Here is a 22,807-nt window from a genome sequence, read left to right on the forward strand (position 1 = left end):
CTCAGCTCCGCACCCTTGCGGGTTCGGATCCCTCCGCATGCCCACAAGAAAGCGCCCCGGGCTGATGAAAGCCCGGGGCGCTCAGTTACCTTGGCTGGGACGGAGGGATTCCGCGTCCGCCTTCCGGCGGCCGCGCCCCGCTGCGTCGCTCCGCTCCTTGCGTGCTGCGCTGGAAAACGCTTCGCGTTTCCTCAGCTCCGCACCCTTGCGGGTTCGGATCCCTCCGCATGCCCACAAGAAAGCGCCCCGGGCTGATGAAAGCCCGGGGCGCTCAGTTACCTTGGCTGGGACGGAGGGATTCGAACCCCCAACAGCCGGCACCAAAAACCGGAGTTCTACCGTTGAACTACGTCCCAATGTGTGGTGCTGCCCAAAAGCAGCTCGTCTAGTTTACCTAATCTGCGAGGGCATCGCAAACGCCATCGAGCAGGCGTACGGCGAGTGTCTGGGCGTCGCTTGCGGTGAAGGTTCCGTTGTAGCGCGTCATGCCCGTGAGCTCAATGCGGATACGTGCAGGCTTTTGTTGCGCGGCGACATTGGCAGTGCGGATGCGCTGCGCCAGGTTGTGACATTCGGCAAGGGCGATCGTGGCGCGCGGCGCTGCATCTGCGGGCAGCTCATCGCTTGCGATCTCGAGTACCAGGTCCACGTCGGTCGGGACCTCGGAATCGCAAAGCATCATGCCGCTGTTGTCGGTCGTCGCCGTGGCGATGTTCCACATGCGCGATGCAACGCTGCGTGCAATGGGGTCCTCACCAATGACGGCAATCTGGAAGCGCTCGAGCACGTTGGCGGCGCGGGCAAAGCCGATGCGCGACTCGGCCTCGGTAACCGAGGGTTTGCCCTCCCACACGTGATGCAGACGGTTGATATAGGCGTAGGTATCCTGGAATGCCATGCCGTCGGCAAACAGGCCGACATTTTCTTGGAACTGCTGCAAGGCCGCCTCGGTGTGCGGGCCAAAGTAGCCGTCGTCCTCACCGCAGGCAAAACCCAAAACGTTGAGTGCCCTCTGCAGGGCCCGAACGTCGGCACCATGGAAATTGGGCATGCGCAGATAAAGCGTGCGGTCGCCCAGCTTATACGAGGCGTCTACCAGGGCGCTCCAACAGGGGATATCGACGGCGTAGCCAGCGGCAAGGCCGCTGTCGAGCCTAAAGGTGCCAACAGCCTGCTCGGTGGTGGTGCCAAAGCGCTTGTCGGCGACCTCGGCGTCATCGATTGTATAGCCGAGCTGCAGAAGGCGGGACTGGACGTCCTCGACGGCTGCTCCCTGCATGCCCGTTGTGATAGGTTCCATGAACGAACCCCTTTCGGCGTACCATTCGTACTATTTGAGCGTGTGTCGGATAGACAACGCAAAGGGTTGCATAAACATGCACTCAACAGTGTAGCAAGTTGTACCCAAATGCGCTGCTGACAGGTTTTATAACCCCCGCTAGTTAAGGCGCTCCACAAAGAAATCTGCCATGGAGTCGAACAGCTCGCGTGCATGCGGGTCGAGCTCGACACCTTCGATAGCGGCCTTGGCCTTGGCAGTCAGGTTGAGTGCGTAAGTGTGGGCGAAATCGACAGAGCCGGTCTGCTGGAAGATCTCCACGGCGCGTGCGAGTTGCACGGGGTCCTCGGTGCCCGAGGAAAGGATCGCCTCGACTTCGTCGTGATAACGCTCGTCTGACAGGGCATGCACGGCGACGAGCGTGCGCTTGCCCTCTGTGATATCGGTGCGGAAGTCCTTGTTGGCGGCCTCCTTGGTGCCAATAAGGTTGAGCAGATCATCTTGGATCTGAAAGGCAAGGCCCGTGTGCAGGCCAAAGGCACGCAGCGCCTCAATCTGGTCTTCGCTGCCGCCACCGATAATGGCTCCGGCGGCAAGTGGCGTGGCTCCGCTGTAGTACGCGGTCTTGTGCGTCGCCATGTCCAGATAATCGTCGACCGAGATGTCAAAGCGCCCATCGCGGACCCAGCCCAGGTCGAGCGCCTGACCCTCGATGGTGCGAACGATCATCTCGGTGAGCTCGTGGAGCACGCGGAGCTTCACGTCTGCCTCGAGCGTGGGGTCGTCGAGAACCGTCTTGGTAACCATGGTGAGCGCTAGGTCGCCGCAGTTGATGGCAAGTCCCGTACCCTCGGTAAGGTGCATACAGGGCTTGCCGCGGCGCAGCTGGCCGTTGTCGGCGATGTCGTCATGGATAAGCGCTCCCGACTGAAAGTGCTCGATGGCCGCCGCCGCGCTTCGGGCGCTCTCAAAGCTGCCGCCTACTGCGGTGGCGGCGAGCATGCAGATGAGCGGCCGGTGGCGCTTGCCGGCATTGGCCGTAAATGCCGAGAGCGGGCCATACAGGTAGCGCTCGATATCGGCAGAGGTCGCCTGTCCGTCAAAGAACGTGGCCAGATAGTCGTTAATCTGGTCAAAATGCTGGGCTAAAAAGCTGGTAAACGGACTGGACACGGGTTCTCGCATTCTTTCTTAGGTTGCATCGTTGCGTTATGCAGACAACATATTGCCACATTAGGGCATCGAGCGCGGCGGTTGAAGACGATTGAGCCATGTTGTCGCAAATGCGGCAAGAGGCGCGGCTAGATAAGTCCAAAGTGCTCGAGCGCGGTGACGACGCCGTCGTGGTCGAAGCTGTCGGTGACGTAGTCGGCCTTTTCCTTGAGGAAGTCCGGCGCGTTGCCCATGGCGACGCCAACATCGACCGCCTCCATGAGGGCGATGTCGTTGCTTGCGTCGCCGATGCCGTACACAGTGCCGTGATCTGGCCCCAGGGCGTCAAGCACGGCCTTGATTCCGGCCCGTTTGGTGCACTCGCGAGGCGAGATTTCCGTGACCTCGAGTTCGAGCTCGTTGAGGCAGAGCAGAGGCCCAAGCTCTCCATCTTGGGCGATGCGGTTGGCGAGCGGTGTGGACATAAGAATTTTATAAGCGTTGTAGTGCTTGAGTTGCGTGACGGCGTCGCCCACGGTGCGCGCGTATCCGTACGTCTCGGGGGCATCTGCGCTCATGCGCACGACGCGATCGATGCCCTCAAAGCGAATGACCTCACCCGATTGTTCGAGATAGGGGGCGAGGCGCTGTAGCAGACCGGGGTTTATGGCCGCATTTCGTACGATGCGCCCCTCGAGTTCGGCGTAGCCGCCCGCGAGACATACGATGCCCGCCCACGGCAGCTCGAGCAGCTTGGGATGGATGCAGCTGAGGGTGCGCCCCGTGCAGATAAAGGCTTTGTTGCCGTTGGCGACAAACGTGCGAATTGCCTGTGCAACCGTTTCGTTGGGATAGGGGGAAAGGTCTCGCTCGCCCTCGGGGAGCTCTTGGGCAAGTTTGGGATCTTGCCAGGCAAGCGTACCGTCGATGTCGAAGAAGCAGATATTGCCATGCTTTTTGGCGTCATCGGCGGCATGAGAAAGCGGGGTGGCAAATGCAAAACCCGGTTCGAGTCCCATAATCTGATCAAAGTGCTCTTTGACGCGGGGGACCGAGACGCCGATGATTACCTGGGCGGTCTTGCCGGTGACGATGAGGCCTTTGGCGCCCGCTGCGACAAAGGTTGCGTTGTCCGCGACGATAGAAGGGTCCGCGACTTCGACGCGCAGCCGCGTGGCGCAGTTGGTTGCGCCCACAATGTTGGAGACGCCGCCCAGAAGCGCCACAACCTGCTCGGCGAGCAGACGATCTTGTGATGCCTGGCAGTCGGAAGCGCCGGCTTCGGATAAGCGCTTTTCGTCAACGTCGTTTCCCGTCAAGCGCGAGAGCGCCGTGTTGCTGGCAATGTAGTCCTCGCGTCCCGGGGTTTTAAGGTCAAAGGCCAGGATAAGACCTCGAAAGCTCAGAAAGAAGATGACGCTAAAGACGAGTCCGATTCCGAGTGCCAAAAGGTAGGAGCCGGCATGCGTCCGCATGAGCGGGATAAAGTTGAAGGCAGCCATCTCCATAAGGCCACCCGAGAAGATGCCGACGACGCCAAAGAAGTTCATGGCCATGGCAAGGCAGGAGGATAGGACGGCGTAGAGCAAAAAGAGTCCGGGATAGGTGAACATAAAGAGAAACTCGAGCGGCTCGGTGACGCCGCAGACCATCGAGGCGACGATGGCGGGCAGAAGGATGGCCTTGAGGCTGGCACGGCGTTCGGGCTTGGCCGTGGTGTAGAACGCTACGGCGATGGCGGGAAGACCAAAAAGCTTGACCCAACCGGTGGCGGTGAAACCAGCCCAGGGCGCTAGCTCGTTGAGGGGGCGCGTGCTGTGCGAGAGGATGGGAAGCAAGTTGGTCCACGTGGCGTAGATGCCATCGGTAATAACCAAATTGTCGTAGTAGATTGGCATGTAGAGCAGGTGATGCAGCCCCACGGGCTCGAGTGCTCGCTCTAAAAACACAAAGGCGCCCACGCCGAAGGGACCGACGCCCGTAAGTGCATGGCGCAGTGTTTCGGTCATTGCGTATACGATGGGCACGATGGCGGCCGAGATAGCGGCAAGGGCGAATACGGCAAAAAAGCTAATGAGGTAGACCAACGAGGAGCCCGAGAAAGTACCGAGCCAATCGGGAACCTTGGCATCGTAGAAGCGGTCATGGATGGCGACGACGGTGGCCGATACCGCCAGCGGGCCGATAATGCCGGTGTCGAGCGTCTTGATGCCGTCGATGACGGTGATGCCGCTGGCGGAGGTCAAAGACGACGGGTACTTAAGTCCAAGGTTGTCGCCGCTCAGCTTAATGATCTCGCTCAAAAAGAAGCAATAGGCAAAATAGGCCACGAGTGCCTCGAAGCAGCAGCGCGCCGGTTGCTTTTGGGCAAGGCCGATGGGCAGCGCTACGGCAAAAAGCAGTGGGAGGCGTTTAAAGACCGTCCACGAGCCGCGCTGGATGATAGCCCAAAAAATATACCAAGGGGTTCCGTATACGGCGAGGTCGCCGACGATGTCCGCAGACGTTGCGAGGGCGGAGACGCCGACCATAAGGCCCGATATGGAAAACAGCATGGCGGGCGCGAACATTGCCCCGCCAAAGCGTTGGATTTTCTGCAGCATGTTCTGCCTCCCGAACATCGAGGTGCGTTGCAGGTGGTGAAACGTTTAAACAATGGATTCATTGTAGAGGACCAGACGATTGTCGTGTCGGCAGTTTTGAACGAGACCGATTTGGGCACGACAGAAGCCGCCAACGGTTACAATACTGTCGCTTTACCGATAATCGGTTTAAACAACCCCAAGAAATGCTATCGTGCCTAGCCAGCAAGAAGATGTAGAGGTGAAGCCATGCCAAAAGCGATTTACGAAGGAATCTACCGCGAGATCCGTTCGCGCATCATTAACGGGACCTATGCGTTTCAGGAGATGCTGCCAACCGAAGCCGAGCTGACTGCGGAATTTGGCTGCACGCGCAATACCGTCCGCCGCGCCTTGAGCATGCTGGCCGACGAGATGTTTGTGCAGCCCATACACGGCAAGGGCGTACGCGTCATTTGGCTCAAGGGCGATACCGACATGTTGGGCGCACTCGAGGAAGTCGAGTCGTTTGGCGAATTTGCAAAGCGCAACAATGCCGTTGCATCGACGGACGTTAAGTCCTTTGAACATCTGGTCTGCACCGAGCAGCTCTCTCGTCGCCTGGGCTTTAAGGTGGGCGAGGAGCTGATTCGCGTAGTGCGTGTCCGAAGCCTCAACGGCAGCGCGCGCCAAGTGGACCATGGCTACTTTTTGGAGTCGATTGCCAAGGGTCTGACCCCCGAGATCGCGGCAGAATCTATCTACGACTATCTGGAGCACAAGCGCGGCATCAAAGTGATGGCGAGTCGCCGTACGGTGAGTGTCGAGCTCGCCAACGATGAAGACTGCAGCTATCTTGACCTCGGCAAATACAACTGCGTTGCCGTCATGGAGAGTCAGTCGTACACCTCGGACGGCATCTTGTTTGAGGTGACGCATGCTCGCACACACCCCGAGATCTTCCATTACCGCATCAATTCCAAGCGATAGGTAACAGACGTATAAGCTTGCGTTTCGATATGAAGCGCCCCGTGCGGTCGATGGGATATCGGCCGCACGGGGCGCTTTAATTGTTTAGACAATATTTGTCAAGTACGAATGTATTAAAAACCGTTCACCGAAGTTTTTCTACCGCTCTAACAATACTTGTTCAAACAACTAGCCAAATAGCGTATTGTACAAATCAGAAAAAGGGGCAAAGTCCCCGAACCAATCTCCGAAGGCGGCGGCAAAGGGTGCCGCCACGGTGTGAAAGGGTGGATTGTAATGAAGAACGAAATGAGCAGAAGGCAGTTCCTGGGCTTCGCTGGCTCCGCGGCCACGGTCTTTGGCCTGGGTCTCGTGGGCTGCGGTGGCTCCGCCGGCTCCGGCTCCTCTGCTTCTGGTGACGCTGCCGAGGTCTACTTCCTCCAATTCAAGCCCGAGGTCGACAAGGAGTGGAAGGAGATCGCCAAGGCATACAAGGAGGAGAAGGGCGTCGAGGTCAAGATCGTGACCGCCGCCTCTAACACCTACGAGGAGAAGCTCAAGTCCGAGATGTCCAAGAGCTCCGCTCCGACCCTGTTCCAGGTCAACGGCCCCACCGGTCTTAAGAACTGGAAGGACTACTGCGCCGACCTGTCCGATACCAAGGTCCGCGGTGAGCTCGTCGACGACTCCCTGGCTCTGCAGTCCGACGGCAAGGATCTAGGTATCGACTGGGTCCAGGAGAGCTACGGCATCATTTACAACAAGGAGCTCCTCGAGAAGGCTGGCTACAAGGCCGAGGACATCAACTCCTTCGACAAGCTGAAGGCTTGCGCCGATGACATTCAGGCCCGCAAGGACGAGCTTGGCGTTGACGGTGCCTTCACTTCCGCCGGCATGGATGACTCCTCCAGCTGGCGCTACACCACCCACCTCGCCAACCTCCCGCTTTACTACGAGTTCGAGAAGGAGCACAACCAGGAGGATGACGAGATTAAGGGCGAGTATCTCGACAACTTTAAGCAGATCTTCGACCTGTACATCACCGACTCCACCTGCGATCCTTCGCAGCTTGCCTCCAAGACCGGCGACGACGCCTCCAACGAGTTCGCAACCGGCAAGGCCGTCTTCTATCAGAACGGCTCTTGGGCCTACGCCGACCTCATCAAGGCCGGTATGACCGACGATCAGATTGGCATGATGCCCATCTACATCGGTGTCGACGGCGAGGAGAACCAGGGCCTGTGCTCCGGCGGCGAGAACTACTGGTGCGTGAGCTCCCAGGCTTCCGAGGATGCCCAGAAGGCTACCGAGGACTTCATGTATTGGTGCGTCACTTCTGACACTGCCACCAGCATCATCGCTGACAAGATGGGTCTGACTGCCCCGTTCAAGAGCGCCAAGGACACCACCAACGTCTTCTCGCAGCAGGCTGTTGCCATGGCTAAGGACGGCAAGAAGACCGTCGCTTGGGACTTCGTTTACATCCCCTCTGAGGAGTGGAAGAAGAACCTCAAGCAGGCTCTGATTGCCTATGCTGCCGATAACACCAAGTGGGACGGCGTCAAGAACGCCTTCGTCGATGGCTGGAAGACCGAGAAGGCTGCTTCCGAGTAAGCAGTTGCTGCCCAAGCTATCTGATTAGCGACAGGGGGCGGGCAGACGTCGGTTTGCCCGCCCCCTGCATATTGAAAGGACCCTTCTATGGGCAAAGCACTCAAGCGCTGGTGGCCGCTCTTTATGCTGCCCACGTGCCTGGCGTTTATGATCGGGTTCGTGATCCCCTTTATCCAGGGTTTCTATCTCTCGTTCTGCCAGTTTATTACCATTAACAACACGCACTTCGTCGGTATCGAGAACTACGTGCGTGCACTGTCCGATCCGCAGTTTGCCACGTCGTTCTTCTTTACGGTGGCGTTTGCTTTCCTGTCGACGGTGCTCATCAACGTGATCGCCCTCGCCATCGCGCAGGCGCTCACCCGCAAGGCGCTCAAGGGCACCAACATCTTCCGTACGATCTTCTTCATGCCTAACCTGATCGGCGGCATCGTGCTGGGCTACATTTGGCAGATTCTGATCAACTGCCTGCTCTCCAACATCGGTGCCGACCTTATCGCCCTTAACTCTGCTGCTGGCTTCTGGGGCCTTGTCATCCTGACCCTGTGGCAGCAGGTCGGCTACATGATGATCATCTACATCGCCGGTCTGCAGTCCATTCCGTCAGACTACATCGAGGCCGCCAAGGTCGATGGCGCTACGGCATGGCAGACGTTTTGGAAGGTTAAGATCCCCAACCTGATGCCGACGATCACCATCTGCCTGTTCCTGTCCATCACCAACGGCTTTAAGCTGTTCGACCAGAACCTCGCCCTTACCGGTGGCGCCCCGGCGCACTCCACCGAGATGCTCGCCCTGAACATCTACAACACGTTCTATTCGCGTGCTGGCATCGCATGGCAGGGCATCGGTCAGGCCAAGGCGGTTATCTTCTGCATCCTGGTCGTAGCAATCTCCATGATCCAGCTTAAGGCCACGAGGTCCAAGGAGGTGCAGCAGTAATGAAACGCGATAAGGCTATCAACCGTGCGCTCTCGATTTTCTTTACGATCCTGTCGCTCGCATGGATTTACCCCGTGTTCATGATTGCGCTCAATTCCTTTAAGAAAGGGACCGCAATCAGCACCACCACGGCATTCGATCTGCTCACGCCCGAGACGTTCAACGGCCTTGCAAACTACGTGCACGCCCTTAACGAGCAGGGCTTTGCCTCGGCGTTTATGTACTCGCTCATCATCACGGTCACGTCGGTCGTGCTGATCTTGGTGTGCTGCTCCATGTGCGCTTGGTATGTGGTGCGCGTCAACAGCAAGATCTCGAACTTCTTCTATTACCTGTTCGTGTTCTCGATGGTCGTACCGTTCCAGATGCTCATGTTCACGCTGTCCAATTTGGCGGACCGCATCGGCTTCAACACGCCGTTCAACATCTGCTTTATTTACCTTGGCTTTGGCGCGGGCCTGGCGGTCTTTATGTTCGCCGGCTTTGTTAAGAACATCCCGCTCGAGATCGAGGAGGCGGCCATGATCGACGGCTGCAACCCGGTCCAGGTGTTCTTTAAGATCGTCCTTCCCATCATGAAGCCCACCTATCTTTCGGTCGGCATTCTCGAGACCATGTGGGTCTGGAACGACTATCTGCTGCCCTACCTCACCCTCGACTCCACCAAGTACAAGACCATTCCTATTTTGATCCAGTACTTCCGCGGCGGCTACGGTCACGTCGAGCTCGGCCCCATGATGGCCTGCATCATGATGGTCGTTGTCCCCATCGTCCTCATGTACATCCTCTGCCAGAAGTACATCATCGACGGCGTGGTGGCAGGTGCCGTCAAGGGCTGATGCCGTAACTGTTTTGCAAGTTTCTGCGGCGCCCCTCAGCGTGGCGCCGCGTATCGAAAGGTAGAGACATGGCCGAGATCGTTCTCAAACATGTTCAGAAGGTGTATCCCAACAACGAGTCCAAAAAGAAGGGCTTCTTTGGCAAAAAGAAGAAGACCGAGGAGAAGAAGCACAACCTCAAGGTTACCGAGGATGGCGTGCTCGCTGTAGAGGACTTCAACCTCACTGTTCACGACCAGGAGTTTATCGTCCTCGTTGGTCCCTCTGGCTGCGGTAAGTCCACGACGATGCGCATGGTTGCCGGCCTGGAGGACATTACCTCGGGCGACGTGCTCATCGACGGCAAGCGCGTCAACGACGTGGCACCCAAGGACCGTGACATTGCCATGGTGTTCCAGAGCTACGCTCTGTACCCCAACATGACGGTGTACGAGAACATGGCGTTTACGCTTGAGCTCAAGAAGGTCCCCAAAGACGAGATTGACCGCAAGGTTCGCTCCGCTGCCGAGATTTTGGGTATCACCGAGTACCTCGACCGTAAGCCTAAGGCGCTTTCGGGCGGCCAGCGTCAGCGCGTTGCCATCGGCCGCGCCATCGTGCGTGACCCCAAGGTATTCCTGATGGACGAGCCGCTGTCCAACCTGGACGCCAAGCTTCGTAACCAGATGCGTGCCGAGCTCATTAAGCTTCGCCACGAGATCAAAGGTACATTCATCTATGTTACCCACGACCAGACCGAGGCTATGACCCTCGGCGACCGCATCGTGGTCATGAAGGACGGCGTTGTTCAGCAGATCGCCACGCCGCAGGAGGTCTTCAACCATCCCGCGAACATCTTTGTCGCCGGCTTCATCGGCGTGCCGCAGATGAACTTCTTCGATGCCCAGCTGGTGCGCTCGGGCGAGGGCTTTACCGTCAAGACCGACGACATGAATGTCGCGCTGGCCCCCGAGACCTGCGCTCAGCTTGCGCTTAACTGGGACGGCGAGGACATGAAGGAGATCACGGCCGGCGTTCGTCCCGAGCAGATTCTGCTTGCCGACAAGGGCGAGGAGGGTGCGCTTCAGGGCACCATCGAGGTCACCGAGCTCATGGGTTCGACCGAGCACGTTCATGTGACGTCTCCCGACGGCCAGTTTGTCCTGATCATCCCGGTCGTCGACCTCGAGGCCAGGGGTTCGCTCAAGGCCGGCGACCCCATCTGGTTCAAGTTCGAGAAGAATGCGACCCACCTCTTCGATAAGGTCTCTGGCAAGAACCTTATCTAGGCCCGATTCAATCAGGCCCTCCTTTTGGGCGACTGCGGTTTTGCCATCCTTTTGCCGCAGTCACATATAAGGCTCCCCTCTCGTCCGCTGAGCGAGAGGGGAGCCTTTCTTTGTGCTGGGGCTGTCTGGCCGGTCGTTTGTCTCGATCTGTAACAGGAGGAGGGCCAAATTGGGCCTAGATGTTACAGATTGAGACGGTTTCCCGGAACAATTCTGTTTGTCTCATTCTGTAACAGGTTGACCCAATTATGCCGGCTAGTTGTTACAGGCCGAGATTTTTTGGTCGAGGCAGGTCGCGGGTAACACGAGGGCACAAAAAGCGGAGCCGCGTTGCCGCGACTCCGCTTTCAAAAGGATGGGTAATGGAAGCGAAATTAGCTTAGGTGCCAGATCTCGTCGTTGTACTGGGAGATTGTGCGGTCGGACGAGAAAGTGCCGGCGTTGGCGATGTTGATCAGCGCCTTGCGCATCCAAGCGTCCTGGTCCTCGTAGTCTGCCAGCACGCGCTCCTTAGTCTGGATGTACTCCTCAATGTCGAGCAGGGCCATAAACCAGTCCTTGCCCTTAATGTCGTCGTGCAGACGCTGCAAACGCTCGGCATTGCCCGTTGCCATAAAGGCGGGGTTGGTAATAAAGTCCACCAGTAGCTTAATACCGGGCTTGCGGTAGAGCGCGCCGGCGTTATAGCTGCCGTCGGCGTAGAGCTGCTCGACCTGTTTGGACGAGGCGCCAAAGGTGTAGATGTTCTCGTCGCCCACGAGTTCGGCGATCTCGACATTGGCGCCGTCGAGCGTGCACAGGGTCAAAGCACCGTTGAGCATGAACTTCATGTTGGAGGTGCCGCTCGCCTCCTTGGAGGCCAGGCTGATCTGCTCGGAGATGTCGGCGGCGGGAATCACGCGCTCGGCAGCGGTGACGTTATAGTTCTCGATCATGACAACTTGCAGGTAGGGAGCCACGTCGGGATCGTTTGCGATCCACTGCGACAACGTCAGGATCAGATGGATGATGTCCTGGGCGATAGTGTAGGCAGGTGCCGCCTTGCCGCCAAAGATGATGGTGACGGGGTGCTTAGGTCTATTGCCGTTCTTGATGTCGAGGTACTTCCAGATGATGTAGAGCGCGAGCATCTGCTGGCGCTTGTACTCGTGGATACGCTTGACCTGAACATCGATGATCGCGTTGGAGGGAATGGTCACGCCCTGCTCGAGCGCCATGAACTGGCGCATGATGGCCTTGGCCTCGGCCTTGGTGGCGGCCAGGCGCTCAAGAACGTCCTTGTCGTCGGCGAATTCGGCGAGCTTGCTCAGGTCGCCGGTGCTGCGCCAATCGGTACCGATTGCATCGTCGAGCAGGCTGGCAAGTGCGGGGTTGGCTCCCTGGATCCAGCGGCGGAAGGTGATGCCGTTGGTCTTGTTGGAGAACTTTTCGGGATAGATCTCGTAGAACGGGTGAAGCTCGGTGTCCTCCAGGATCTTGGTGTGGAGGGCGGCGACGCCATTGATGGAGAAGCCAAAGTGAATGTCCATGTGGGCCATGTGGACGGTGCCGTACTCGTCGATGATGGCGACACGCGGGTCGCCATGCTCGGCCTTGGCAATCTCATCGAGTTTGACGATGATGTCGGCGATGGCGGGGGAGACCTTCTGCAGGCTGGTGAGCGGCCATTTCTCGAGCGCCTCGGCAAGGATCGTGTGGTTGGTGTAGGCGACCATGGATCGCACGATGGTAACGGCTTTGTCAAACTCGATGTCGTGCTCGGTGGTGAGCAGCCGGATGAGCTCGGGAATGACCATGGTGGGGTGCGTATCGTTAATCTGGACCACGGCGTAGTCGGCCAGATCGTGCAGGTTGCTGCCGCGCTCTACGGCCTCGTCGATCAGGAGCTGGGCGGCATTGCTCACCATGAAGTACTCCTGGTAGATGCGAAGCAGGCGGCCCTGCTCATCGGAATCATCCGGATAGAGGAACAGGGTGAGGTTCTTGGCGATCTTGGTCTTGTCGAAGTCGATGGAGCTGCCGGGGACCAGGCCCTCGTCGACACTTGCCAGGTCAAACAGGCGCAGGCGGTTCTTGGTGGGCTGGCCATAACCGGGCACATCGATGTTGACGAGCTTGGAGGTGACGGCAAAATCACCAAACTCGACGGTGTAGGAGCGGTCCTCATCGATCAGGATGTCCTGCTCGCCGAGCCACTCGTCGGGGACGGCCTTCTGCTGGTTGTCGGCAAAGCGCTGGCGGAACAGGCCGTAATGGTAGTTGAGGCCCACGCCGTCGCCGGTAAGGCCCAGCGTGGCAATGGAATCCAGGAAGCATGCGGCCAGGCGGCCCAGGCCGCCGTTGCCGAGCGAAGGCTCGACCTCAAACTCCTCGATCTTGTTGAGGTCGTGGCCGGCGGCGACGAGCTGGTCCTTAACCTCGTCATAGATGCCGAGGTCGATCATATTGTTGATGAGCAGCTTGCCGATCAAAAACTCGGCAGAGATGTAGTAGAGCTTTTTCTTGCCGTTGTTGAGCGGACAGGCGGCAGAGCGCTCCTGCACGAGCTTGACCAGCAGCTTATAAATACGACGGTCATCGAGCTGCTCGAGCGAGGTGCCAAAGGACTGCTCGGCGAGTTCTGCGAGGCTTATACGGGGCATGTTTCCTCCTGTGGTGAGTCGACTACATGTCAGAAATTCAAAAGAAGCCCGCGCGAGGGATTGGGATGGCCTCGCGCGGGAAAAGCGGTCGCGTCCACACGGTGGGGTGGGGTCGGGCGCGGTGGCTCCTATTGGGGAAGCTCGATTTCGGCTTCCGACGGGATGCGGAAGTAGGTCTCGGTCCAGTCGGTGAGCTTGCGCTCGAGTTCGCGGGTGATGGCGCCATCAAGCATGCGCCACGTCCAGTTACCGCCCAGGGTGGCGGGGGTGTTAATGCGCGCCTCGTTGCCCAGATTGAGCAGGTCCTGCATGGTGTAGATACAGGTGTCACTCACGCTGGCGGCGATGGTGCGGTTGAGCGCGTCGGCCATGGACTCGCCTGCCTGCTGGTGGGTATACAGGGCCGCCTGCTCGCGCTGACGCGGGGTGGCCGTTCCCTCATACCAGCCGCGTGCCGTTTCGTTGTCATGCGTTCCGACGTAGGCGACGGTGTTGGCAATGTAGTTGTGCGGCAGATAGTAGGAGTTGCTGCCCTCAAAGGCAAACTGCAGGATCTTCATGCCGGGGAAGCCCGTGGTGTCGCGCATGTCGATGACGCCGGGGGTAAGAAAGCCCAGGTCTTCGGCAATGATGGGAAGCGTGCCGAGCTTTTCCTTGAGCACCTTGAAGAGCTTGAGGCCGGGTCCCTGCGTCCATGAACCATATGACGAATCGGGAGAGGAGAACGGCACCTCCCAAAAGGCTTCAAAGCCGCGGAAGTGGTCCAGACGGATGATGTCGTACATGTCGAGGGCGGCTCGGACGCGGTCTTCCCACCAGGAGAAGCCGTCTGCTTCCATAGCATCCCAGTCATAGATGGGGTTGCCCCAGTACTGGCCGGTGGCCGAGAACTGATCAGGCGGCGTTCCCGCGACGCTGACGGGATTGCCGGCGGCGTCGATCTTAAAGAGCTCGGGCATGGCCCACATCTCGACGGAGTCGCGCGAGACATAGATGGGCAGGTCGCCGATGATCAGGATGTCGTGCTCGTTGGCATAGGCCTTGAGGCGGCTCCACTGGCGATCGAAGAAATACTGCGTCATCTGGTGGTAGAGCATGCGCTCGGGATGGGTGGCGCAGACCTTGCTGGATGCCTCGCCGCGGCGGCGGAGCTCCTCGGGCCACTCCCAAAAGGCTTTGAGTCCGCACTCCTCCTTCACGGTCATAAACTCGCAGTAGGGAAGGAGCCAGTCCTCGTTTGCCTGGATAAAGTCGTCGAAATCGGCCGGCTTGTCGGCAGCAAAGCGCTCAGCGGCTCGATCGAGAATCTGACGGCGGCCAACAAAGATGGCGCCGTAGTCGACGTTGCTGGGGTCGGAACCAAGGAAGACGCCGTCGATGTCACGCTGCTCCAGATAGCCGGCTTCGATAAGCTCGGCAAAGTCGATCAAGTTGGGGTTGCCTGCGCGGGCCGAGAACGACTGATAGGGCGAATCGCCATAGCTGGTCGTCGTAAGGGGCAGGATTTGCCAGTAATGTTGTTTGCACGAGGCGAGAAAATCGACGAAGTCGTAGGCATTCCAGCCAAAGCCGCCGATTCCGTATGGTCCGGGCAGAGATGAGACGGGCATGAGGACGCCGCTTGCACGCTCCATGAATGCGCTCACCAACCTTCTTGTTGTGGGGTCGGCCTGCCGATGGGTGTGCAGTCCGCCTCCGATGTTCTGATTCGATACACCTATTGTATACATGTTGTTTAAACATGTATAGGCAAGATAAAAAAGTTGGTCGATTTTCGGCGAATGGTTACATGCCATGAAAAAGCCCCGGTCTCACATCGTGAGATCGGGGCAAGAACGGTGTGTAGGTTTTTGCTACTCGGCGTCGGCGAAGCCGTTGGGGTTGTGGCTCTGCCAGTTCCAGCTGTCGCGGCACATGTCCGCGATGTCGTACTGTGCCTTCCAACCCATCATGCGCTCGGCCTTGGAAGCGTCGCACCAGTTGGCGGCGATGTCGCCGGCGCGGCGCTCGCGAATCACGTAGGGCAGCTCTTTGCCACAGGCCTTGGAGAAGGCGGCGACGACCTCGAGCACCGAGGTGCCGGTGCCGGTGCCTAGGTTAAAGATCTCGACGCCGGTCTTGCCGTTCATCCAGTTGAGGGCGGCCACATGGCCCGATGCCAGGTCACACACGTGGATGTAGTCGCGCACACCGGTGCCGTCGGGGGTGGGGTAGTCGTTGCCAAAGACCTGAACGGCCTCGAGCTTGCCCACGGCAACCTGCGCGACATAAGGCACCAGGTTGTTGGGGATGCCCTTGGGGTCCTCGCCGATCAGGCCCGACGGATGTGCGCCGATGGGGTTGAAGTAGCGGAGCAGCACAACGTTCCACTCGGGGTCGGCGGTGTGAACGTCCATAAGGATCTGCTCAATCATCCACTTGGTCCAGCCATAGGGGTTGGTCGCGGGCTTCTTGGGGTCTTCCTCGGTGACGGGCGGGTTATCCGGATCGCCGTAGACGGTCGAGGAGCTCGAGAAGATGATGGACTTGCAGCCATGGTTGCGCATAACGTCGACGAGCACCAGGGTGTTCTCGATGTTGTTGTGATAGTATTCGACGGGCTTGCTCACCGACTCGCCGACGGCCTTAAAGCCGGCGAAGTGGATGACGCGGTCGATCTGATGGGTATCGAAGATCTTGTTCATGGCATCGCGGTCGAGCACGTTGGCCTCGTAGAAGGTGAGGTTCTTGGCGGCCTTGTCGCCCACGATGGTCTTGACACGGTCGACGGCGACGGCGCTGGAGTTGGAGAGGTCGTCGACGATGACGACCTGGTAGCCACCCTCGAGCAGCTGAACGACGGTGTGCGAGCCGATAAAGCCGGCGCCACCGGTTACGAGGACGCAGGTGTCTTTGGGGTCGAGTGCTTTGGACATGTAGTCTCCTATCGAATCAGGAACACTTCCTGAGGGAGTATAGCGCAGGCAGGGGCACCCAAAACGTGCAGGGCAGGAAAAGCAGACGAACATGCTAACGTACTCATGGAAAAGTTTGGCGTGGGCATAACCTTGACTTTGACGTTTGCATACGAGTCGCCGACCATGGGGTTTGCTGCCGTTCGTGGAAATCGTTGGGACGCGTCGGATGTACGCTAATATGTATGAGTTGAGCGACATATAAATAAACATGTAACGGAGTAGATATGTCACCAAACAGCGATTCCATCCTTTCCCAGGAGCTTTCGCGTCGCACTGCCCTCAAGGCCTTGTTCGGCGCCGCTTCTGCAGCCGTTCTTTTTGGTCTGCCCGCTCGCGCCCATGCTGCGGAGGCCACCAAGGAAACCACCGACAAGCTCAATGCGGCCCAGGCTCAGCTTGACGAGGTCCAGGCCCAGCTCGACAGCATCGCAAATGAATACGCGGCGCTGGCCAACAAGAACGCCCAGACCCTCAACGATATCGAGAGCGTACAGGGCCAGATTGACAGCACGCAGGCGCAGATTGACGAAAAGAAGGCCGAGCTCAAAAAGAAGCGCGGCGATCTTTCCGATCGCGTTTCCGCCAACTATAAGTCGGGCGGCACCAACATCCTGTCGCTGCTGCTCGCCTCGGGCTCGTTTGAGGAGCTCGTCGCCAATGCGCACTATGTTGAGAAGATCAACAAGAGCGACCGCGACGCCATCGAGGATATCCAGACCATCCAGAAAGAGCTCGATACGCAGAAGTCCGAGCTCGAGTCGCAAAAAGCCGACTTGGAGAAGCTTAAGGACCAGCAGACTGCCCAGATGCAGGACATGCAGGCCAAGCAGCAAGAGGTCCAGACGGTTCTGAACGGCCTCTCCGACGACGTCAAGGAGCTCATGGCTCAGCGCGATTCCGAGATTCTCGCTGCCGCCCAGGCTGAGGAGGCTGCCAAGAAGGCTGCCGCTGCTGCGGCTGCCGCAAACAAGAACAATTCCTACTCGGGTGGTTCAAACTCGGGTGGCGGATCGTATGCGCCCGGAAATCCGCAACAGAATGCCGGCTCGGGCAAGCAGCAGGCTGTCGTCAACGCATGCTACTCCACGCCTTCGCCTGGCCTAAACTGGTGCGCCGCCTGGGTCACCAACGTCTTCCGCAACGCCGGCGTGGGCTACTTTGGCGGCAACGCGTGCGACATGTTTAACGCCTGGTGCTACAGCTCCGATCGTTCGGCGCTGCAGGTGGGCATGATCGTGGCCGACTCGTCGCACAGTGGCACCGGTATGCCGGGTCTGCTGTACGGACACGTGGGCATCTATGTTGGCGGCGGCATCGTTATGAGTAACGAGGGCGCCATCACGTCGAGGTCGCTTGACTCGTTCATTAGCTTTTACGGCACTGGCTCTGGTGTGCGCTGGGGCTGGCTCGGCGGTATTGCGCTGTCGTAGCTGCGGCTTGGTCCGGGACAGTCCGAGAGGCATAAGGTTGCCTGCTCGGGCAGTCCTGCTCGCGCGGAGAGCACATTAAGTGCTCTCCGGCTCGTGCGGAACTCGCGATCAACCTTATGCCTCTCGGACTGTCCCGGCCCTCACGGGTCCTGAGCACGACACACCGGACTGGGTTATCTGAATAAATATGGTGAAGGCCCCTTTCGGGGCCTTCTTTTTATAAAAATTCGCCTACTCGGTGGACTTCGGGTTCTAGGTCTACGCCGAATTGGTCTTTGACGGTTGCTTGGATGTGGCGGATGAGTTCGTCGACGTCGGCGGCGGTGGCGTGGTCGGCGTTGACGATGAAGCCGCAGTGTTTTTCGCTCACCTGGGCGCCGCCGACGGCATGGCCGCGCAGGCCGGCATCCATGATGAGCTTACCGGCAAAGTGGCCCTCGGGGCGCTTGAACGTGGAGCCGGCGCTCGGCATGTCGAGCGGCTGCTTGTCCTCGCGGCGTTGGCGGTAGTCGTCCATGTCGGCCTTGATCATCGCGGCGTTACCCGGGGCGAGATTGAAGGTGGCCGAAAGCACGATGAAGCCGTCGTCGGCGATGCGGCTCTTGCGATAGCCCAGATTGAGCTCGTCGACATCGAACTCGATGATGCTGCCGCTACCGCGGGTGCCGTCGTCGAGCATGCGGGCGGGCTTGTAGACGCGTACAGACTCCAGCACGTCGGCCATGCAGGCACCGTAGGCGCCGGCGTTCATGTAGCAGGCGCCGCCGACCGATCCGGGGATGCCCGAGATGGGCTCCATGCCGGTGAGACCGGCCTCGGCTGCCGCGGCCGCAACATCCGAAAGCAGCGCACCGGCTGCTGCCGTAACGTGCGTGCCGTCGACGGTAATGTCGGAGAGGCCCTCGCCTAGCGCTACGACGACGCCGCGTATGCCCTTGTCGCCGACGAGTAGGTCGGAGCCGTTGCCCACGATGGTGAGTGGCAGATCGCAGCGATAGCAGGTATCGAGCGTGGCGACGAGGCCCTGCTCGGTGTCGGGCGTGACAAAGACGTCGGCCGGGCCGCCAATCTTAAACGTGGTGTGCTCGCGCATGGGCTCGCTCATCAACACGTTGTCCTCGCCGGCAACGCCAGCGAGCGCGCACAGCAGGTCCTCGTTAAAAAAGTCGTTCTCGTGCATCCGAATATCCGCCTTTTGGTGGTCGTTGTCATCAATCGATTGCAATATACCCCACCTGGACGTATTTGGTGCGCTGGCGGCGATAAAACAGCCGTCTACCGGATTGGTAAAGTGTTTATCATCGAGGTAGAGGGGCAGTCGCTATACTTTCAAGAGATTGCGCGTAAACCCGGAAGGAGCGAGATGGCCAACAAAGTCACCCTCAAGCAGATCGCCCAGGAGGTGGGGCTTTCCCCCTCGTCGGTCTCGCTTGTTCTCAACAATCGGCCTTGTCGCATCTCGGAAGAAAACCGCAAGCTCATCAAGGAGGTCGCGGCGCGCAACCACTATGTTCCCAACCAGATTGCGCGCAGCCTGGTCATGCGCGAGTCACGCACCCTGGGTCTTATCGTCCCCAACATCGAGAGCCGATTTTTTGCCTCACTTGCCGGTAGCTTGGAAAAGCGCTGCCGCGAGGACGGCTATGCGCTCTTTATTACCAGCTCGGGCGGAAGCGCCGACGATGACTTGGAACTGCTGCGCCAGCTGGTGACGCGCGGCGTCGATGGTGTCTTCCTGGTGGTAGGCGACGAGTTCTCGGACGACCGTGCCCTGCGCGAAGAGGTCAGCCATCTACCCATCCCTGCCGTGATGGTCGACCGCGCCATTGAGGGGCTCGAGTGCGACAAGGTGATGTTCGACCACGAGATGGGTGGCTATATGGCTACCCGCTATCTGATTGAGCAGGGCCACCGTCGCATTGCCTGCTTGGTTAATGCGCGTCGTTCCAATACGGGTCGCAAGCGACTTGCCGGCTATGAGCGCGCGCTGCGCGAGGTTGGCCTGCCTATCGACGCGCGTTTGGAGTTTGAAAGCGAGTACTACATTCCGAGCGCCTACGAGGCCTCGGAGGCGGTGCTCGCAACCGACGCCACTGCCGTATTCGCGAGCTCGGACAACATTGCCCTCGGTTTGCTCAAGCGTTTGCACGAGATGGGGAAGAGCATCCCAGGCGATATTTCGGTGGTGAGCTATGACAACTCGGCGGCCGACGTTCTCTTTGAGCCGGCGCTGACCGCCATTGATCAGGATCCTGGTGTCCTCGCGGAACATGCTTTTGGCTGCATGTCCAAGCGTCTTGCCGGTAGGGGCGGTAGGCGTGCCGAAGAGGTCGTCCTGGAGCCGGCGCTTATCGTTAAGGGCAGCGTGCTCGAGCTTACTAAACATAACTAAACACGTTTATCAATTTGCAGAGACCGAATGTGGAGCACCTGTGGCAGACAATGCCGCAGGTGAATGTCGCGTTTTGTTGATCGATGTGATTGATAAGGGTGATAAAACGTTTTTTCACCATGATAAAACGTTTTAGCAAATATACTAGTCCCAACGAATGGTTGCCGTATTGGAGGGCGACCGCACAGCGGAGGGACATAAACAATGGCTAAAACACTGGGGACGCCGTGGCAAAAGCTGGGCCACGAGGTGCCGGCTTCCGAGCTCGAGGGCGTCGACCTGTATTGGCGTGCATCGAATTATCTGTCCGTCGGTCAGATCTACCTTCGCTCTAACCCGCTCATGCGCCCCGACTTTGTCGATGAGAAAACCGGCGAGGTGCGCGACTTTGGTCGCCCGGACGTTAAGCACCGCCTGGTCGGTCACTGGGGCACCACGCCCGGCATCAACTTCCTGTTCGGTCATGTCAACCGCCTCATCGCCGATCACAACCAGAACGCGATCTTCTTGATGGGCCCGGGTCACGGTGGCCCCGCTGGCACCGCCCAGTCGTTGCTCGATGGTACCTACCGCGAGATTCGCCCCGACATTACCAATGACGAGGCCGGCCTGCAGAAGTTCTTCCGCCAGTTTTCCTACCCCGGCGGTATTCCGAGCCATTTTGCGCCCGAGACGCCTGGCTCCATCCACGAGGGCGGCGAGCTCGGCTACACGCTCAGCCACGCTTACGGTGCCGTCATGGATAACCCGAGCCTGCTGGCCGTGGCTGTGGTGGGCGACGGCGAGTCCGAGACCGGTCCGCTCGCGACCTCTTGGCAGTCTAATAAGCTCGTGAACCCGGCAACCGATGGTATCGTCCTGCCGATCCTGCACCTCAACGGCTACAAGATCGCCAACCCCACCATTCTTGCCCGCGTGTCCGACGAGGAGCTCGCCAAGTTCTTTGAGGGCATGGGCTATAAGCCGCATTTCTTTGTCGCCGGCTTTGACGACGAGAGCCACGCGAGCATTCATGCGCGTTTCGCCGCCCTGTTCGAGCAGGTCTTCGATGAGATCTGCGACATCAAGGCCACCGCTATGGCTCAGGCCACTGCGGGCGAGACCGTGGTCCGTCCGGCCTATCCCATGATCGTGTTCCGTACGCCCAAGGGCTGGACCTGCCCCAAGCAGATTGATGGCAAGAAGACCGAGGACTCCTGGCGCGCCCATCAGGTGCCGCTCGCGAGTGCCAAGGACACCCACGAGCACTTCCGCGTGCTGCGCGAGTGGCTGCGCTCCTACAAGCCCGAGGAGCTCTTTACGCCCGAAGGCCAGGTGCGCCCCGAGGTGACGGCCTTTATGCCGACCGGCGAGCTGCGTATCGGCGCCAATCCCAACGCGAACGGCGGCAAGGTACGCCGCGAGCTCGAGCTTCCCGATATTCACGCTCACGAGATCCCCGTCGCAAGTAAGGGCCACGGCTGGGGCTCCACCGAGGCCGCCCGCGTCTTTGGTGAGTACACTGCCGATGTTTTGGCCAAGAACATGGATGATTTCCGCATCTTCGGTCCCGACGAGACCGCGTCCAACCGCCTGCAGGCTGCCTATAAGGTGACCAAGAAGCAGTGGGATGCCGGTTTCTACGAGGACGATGCCAACGACGAGCTGCTGGCCGGTTCCGGTAAGGTTGTAGAGCAGCTGTCCGAGCACCAGTGCGAGGGCTTCCTCGAGGCCTACGTGCTCACCGGCCGTTCCGGTGTGTGGAGCTCCTACGAGAGCTTTGTCCACGTGGTCGATTCCATGGTCAACCAGCACTGCAAATGGCTCGAAGCGACCAAGCGCGAGATTCCGTGGCGTGCTCCTATCAGCGGCCTCAACATTTTGCTGTCGAGCCATGTCTGGCGCCAGGACCACAACGGCTTTTCGCACCAGGACCCCGGCTTTATCGACCTGCTGCTCAACAAGGCCAACGACACGCATGTCGTGAATGCTTATTATCCGGCGGATGCCAACATGGCCCTTGCTGTGGCCGAGCGCGTCTACCAGTCCACCGACTGCGTCAATGCCATCTTCTGTGGCAAACAGCCCGCCCCCACCTTCCAGACGGTCGACGAGGCCAAGTCTGAGCTCGCCGAGGGCGTAGCGACTTGGGAGTGGGCATCGACTGCCGACTCGCTCGCCGAGGCCGACGTCGTGGTCGCTACTTGCGGTGACGTGCCGACGCTCGAGGCACTGGCCGCAACTGATATGCTGCGCGGGCTGGGCATCAAGGTCTGGTTTGTCAACGTAGTCGATCTGCTCAAGATCCAGAACGTCTGCGAGAACGACCAAGCCATCAGCGATGAGCGCTGGGCTGAGTTGTTTGGCCGCGGCGAGAAGCCCGTGCTCTTCGCATTCCACGCCTATGCCGGCACGATTCGCCGTCTGATCTGGAACCGTCCCGGTCACGATGCCTTCCGCGTTCACGGCTACGAGGAGAAGGGCTCCACGACCACGCCGTTTGACATGCTGCGCCTGAACAACATGGACCGCTGGGCCCTGGCCGCCGACGTGCTGCGCATGGTTGACGCCGATAAGTTTGCCGAGCAGATTGATGAGTGGGAGGCCTTCCGCACCGAGGCCTTTGAGTTCGCGTGCGACGAGGGCTTCGATCACCCGGCCTTTACCGACTGGGTCTGGCCCGACGCCGCAGCCGCAACCGCTGCCGACGGCGTACTCTCCGCAACGCAGCTAACTGCCGGCGACAACGAATAGCATCCGGGACGGTCTCGCGCTGGGGCCGC

At 59.3% G+C, this 22,807-nt stretch carries 15 protein-coding genes and 1 tRNA gene; 8 read left to right on the forward strand and 8 right to left on the reverse strand.

Annotated elements, in window-relative coordinates; translation table 11 throughout:
• Nucleotides 1-281 precede the first annotated feature (281 nt).
• From ACTQXI_RS00005 to ACTQXI_RS00020, 4 genes are all read right to left on the reverse strand, one after another.
• A tRNA-Gln gene (locus tag ACTQXI_RS00005) sits at nucleotides 282-356 on the reverse strand.
• Between the two features lie 38 nt (nucleotides 357-394).
• Nucleotides 395-1,300, reverse strand: a complete 906-nt coding sequence (locus tag ACTQXI_RS00010; protein WP_441055360.1) for a peptidoglycan-binding domain-containing protein — start codon at nucleotides 1,298-1,300, stop codon at nucleotides 395-397.
• Between the two features lie 138 nt (nucleotides 1,301-1,438).
• On the reverse strand, nucleotides 1,439-2,452 hold the full coding sequence (locus ACTQXI_RS00015; protein ID WP_441049363.1) for a polyprenyl synthetase family protein: 1,014 nt from the start codon (nucleotides 2,450-2,452) through the stop codon (nucleotides 1,439-1,441).
• 128 nt (nucleotides 2,453-2,580) lie between these two features.
• Nucleotides 2,581-5,052 carry a PTS transporter subunit EIIC gene (locus ACTQXI_RS00020; RefSeq protein WP_441548098.1) on the reverse strand — a complete coding sequence of 824 codons (2,472 nt, stop codon included), beginning with the start codon at nucleotides 5,050-5,052 and terminating at the stop codon, nucleotides 2,581-2,583.
• Nucleotides 5,053-5,262: 210 nt separating this feature from the next.
• On the opposite strand from ACTQXI_RS00020, the gene ACTQXI_RS00025 reads away from it, so the two are divergent.
• From ACTQXI_RS00025 to ACTQXI_RS00045, 5 genes are all read left to right on the forward strand, one after another.
• Entirely contained in the window at nucleotides 5,263-5,982 is a 720-nt protein-coding gene (locus ACTQXI_RS00025) for a GntR family transcriptional regulator (RefSeq protein WP_441548099.1), read from the forward strand.
• 276 nt (nucleotides 5,983-6,258) lie between these two features.
• Complete coding sequence (locus ACTQXI_RS00030) at nucleotides 6,259-7,575, forward strand: ABC transporter substrate-binding protein (RefSeq protein ID WP_441062935.1); 1,317 nt, start codon at nucleotides 6,259-6,261, stop codon at nucleotides 7,573-7,575.
• An 87-nt stretch (nucleotides 7,576-7,662) separates the two neighbouring features.
• A complete protein-coding gene (locus ACTQXI_RS00035) occupies nucleotides 7,663-8,517 on the forward strand; it encodes a carbohydrate ABC transporter permease (protein ID WP_441548100.1) in 855 nt (284 codons plus the stop codon).
• Nucleotides 8,517-9,356, forward strand: coding sequence for a carbohydrate ABC transporter permease (locus ACTQXI_RS00040; RefSeq protein WP_154515140.1), 840 nt, complete (start codon nucleotides 8,517-8,519; stop codon nucleotides 9,354-9,356). Before ACTQXI_RS00035 ends, ACTQXI_RS00040 begins: the two co-directional genes overlap by 1 nt.
• A 68-nt stretch (nucleotides 9,357-9,424) precedes the next feature.
• On the forward strand, nucleotides 9,425-10,624 hold the full coding sequence (locus ACTQXI_RS00045; protein WP_154515138.1) for an ABC transporter ATP-binding protein: 1,200 nt from the start codon (nucleotides 9,425-9,427) through the stop codon (nucleotides 10,622-10,624).
• 374 nt (nucleotides 10,625-10,998) lie between these two features.
• Here ACTQXI_RS00045 and ACTQXI_RS00050 read toward each other — a convergent pair whose 3' ends face one another.
• The 3 genes from ACTQXI_RS00050 to galE all read right to left on the reverse strand — a co-directional run bounded on the left by ACTQXI_RS00050 (nucleotide 10,999) and on the right by galE (nucleotide 16,181).
• The gene (locus tag ACTQXI_RS00050) at nucleotides 10,999-13,266 is read right to left on the reverse strand and encodes a glycogen/starch/alpha-glucan phosphorylase (RefSeq protein ID WP_441548101.1); all 2,268 of its coding nucleotides are present in this window, start codon (nucleotides 13,264-13,266) and stop codon (nucleotides 10,999-11,001) included.
• 128 nt (nucleotides 13,267-13,394) lie between these two features.
• Nucleotides 13,395-14,912 (reverse strand): 4-alpha-glucanotransferase, encoded by a 1,518-nt coding sequence (malQ, locus tag ACTQXI_RS00055; RefSeq protein WP_441548102.1) that lies wholly within the window; start codon nucleotides 14,910-14,912, stop codon nucleotides 13,395-13,397.
• A gap of 207 nt (nucleotides 14,913-15,119) precedes the next feature.
• Nucleotides 15,120-16,181, reverse strand: a complete 1,062-nt coding sequence (gene galE, locus ACTQXI_RS00060; protein ID WP_154515134.1) for a UDP-glucose 4-epimerase GalE — start codon at nucleotides 16,179-16,181, stop codon at nucleotides 15,120-15,122.
• Between the two features lie 266 nt (nucleotides 16,182-16,447).
• Between galE and ACTQXI_RS00065 the strand changes: the two genes are divergently transcribed.
• A complete protein-coding gene (locus ACTQXI_RS00065) occupies nucleotides 16,448-17,653 on the forward strand; it encodes a PcsB-like coiled-coil domain-containing protein (RefSeq protein ID WP_427719726.1) in 1,206 nt (401 codons plus the stop codon).
• A 217-nt stretch (nucleotides 17,654-17,870) separates the two neighbouring features.
• On the opposite strand, the gene murB is transcribed toward ACTQXI_RS00065, so the two are convergent.
• Nucleotides 17,871-18,833: a UDP-N-acetylmuramate dehydrogenase gene (murB, locus tag ACTQXI_RS00070; protein WP_441548103.1), complete on the reverse strand. Its 963-nt coding sequence runs from the start codon at nucleotides 18,831-18,833 to the stop codon at nucleotides 17,871-17,873.
• Nucleotides 18,834-19,016: 183 nt separating this feature from the next.
• On the opposite strand from murB, the gene ACTQXI_RS00075 reads away from it, so the two are divergent.
• Together ACTQXI_RS00075 and ACTQXI_RS00080 are read left to right on the forward strand one after the other, a co-directional pair.
• Nucleotides 19,017-20,045 carry a LacI family DNA-binding transcriptional regulator gene (locus tag ACTQXI_RS00075; RefSeq protein WP_441049278.1) on the forward strand — a complete coding sequence of 343 codons (1,029 nt, stop codon included), beginning with the start codon at nucleotides 19,017-19,019 and terminating at the stop codon, nucleotides 20,043-20,045.
• Between the two features lie 204 nt (nucleotides 20,046-20,249).
• Nucleotides 20,250-22,778, forward strand: coding sequence for a phosphoketolase family protein (locus ACTQXI_RS00080; protein ID WP_441535987.1), 2,529 nt, complete (start codon nucleotides 20,250-20,252; stop codon nucleotides 22,776-22,778).
• Nucleotides 22,779-22,807: the final 29 nt, after the last annotated feature.

This window comes from Collinsella sp. LCP19S3_C9 (genome assembly GCF_052121575.1).
Taxonomy (GTDB): domain Bacteria; phylum Actinomycetota; class Coriobacteriia; order Coriobacteriales; family Coriobacteriaceae; genus Collinsella.

Bases quoted from the DNA above. Each gene is read 5' to 3' on its own strand.
- ACTQXI_RS00030 (WP_441062935.1), top strand. From the start codon at position 6,259: ATGAAGAACGAAATGAGCAGAAGGCAGTTCCTGGGCTTCGCTGGCTCC.
- ACTQXI_RS00045 (WP_154515138.1), top strand. From the start codon at position 9,425: ATGGCCGAGATCGTTCTCAAACATGTTCAGAAGGTGTATCCCAACAAC.
- ACTQXI_RS00020 (WP_441548098.1), bottom strand. From the start codon at position 5,052: ATGTTCGGGAGGCAGAACATGCTGCAGAAAATCCAACGCTTTGGCGGG.
- ACTQXI_RS00050 (WP_441548101.1), bottom strand. From the start codon at position 13,266: ATGCCCCGTATAAGCCTCGCAGAACTCGCCGAGCAGTCCTTTGGCACC.
- ACTQXI_RS00080 (WP_441535987.1), top strand. From the start codon at position 20,250: ATGGCTAAAACACTGGGGACGCCGTGGCAAAAGCTGGGCCACGAGGTG.
- ACTQXI_RS00035 (WP_441548100.1), top strand. From the start codon at position 7,663: ATGGGCAAAGCACTCAAGCGCTGGTGGCCGCTCTTTATGCTGCCCACG.
- galE (WP_154515134.1), bottom strand. From the start codon at position 16,181: ATGTCCAAAGCACTCGACCCCAAAGACACCTGCGTCCTCGTAACCGGT.
- murB (WP_441548103.1), bottom strand. From the start codon at position 18,833: ATGCACGAGAACGACTTTTTTAACGAGGACCTGCTGTGCGCGCTCGCT.
- ACTQXI_RS00025 (WP_441548099.1), top strand. From the start codon at position 5,263: ATGCCAAAAGCGATTTACGAAGGAATCTACCGCGAGATCCGTTCGCGC.
- ACTQXI_RS00040 (WP_154515140.1), top strand. From the start codon at position 8,517: ATGAAACGCGATAAGGCTATCAACCGTGCGCTCTCGATTTTCTTTACG.
- ACTQXI_RS00065 (WP_427719726.1), top strand. From the start codon at position 16,448: ATGTCACCAAACAGCGATTCCATCCTTTCCCAGGAGCTTTCGCGTCGC.
- ACTQXI_RS00010 (WP_441055360.1), bottom strand. From the start codon at position 1,300: ATGGAACCTATCACAACGGGCATGCAGGGAGCAGCCGTCGAGGACGTC.
- ACTQXI_RS00075 (WP_441049278.1), top strand. From the start codon at position 19,017: ATGGCCAACAAAGTCACCCTCAAGCAGATCGCCCAGGAGGTGGGGCTT.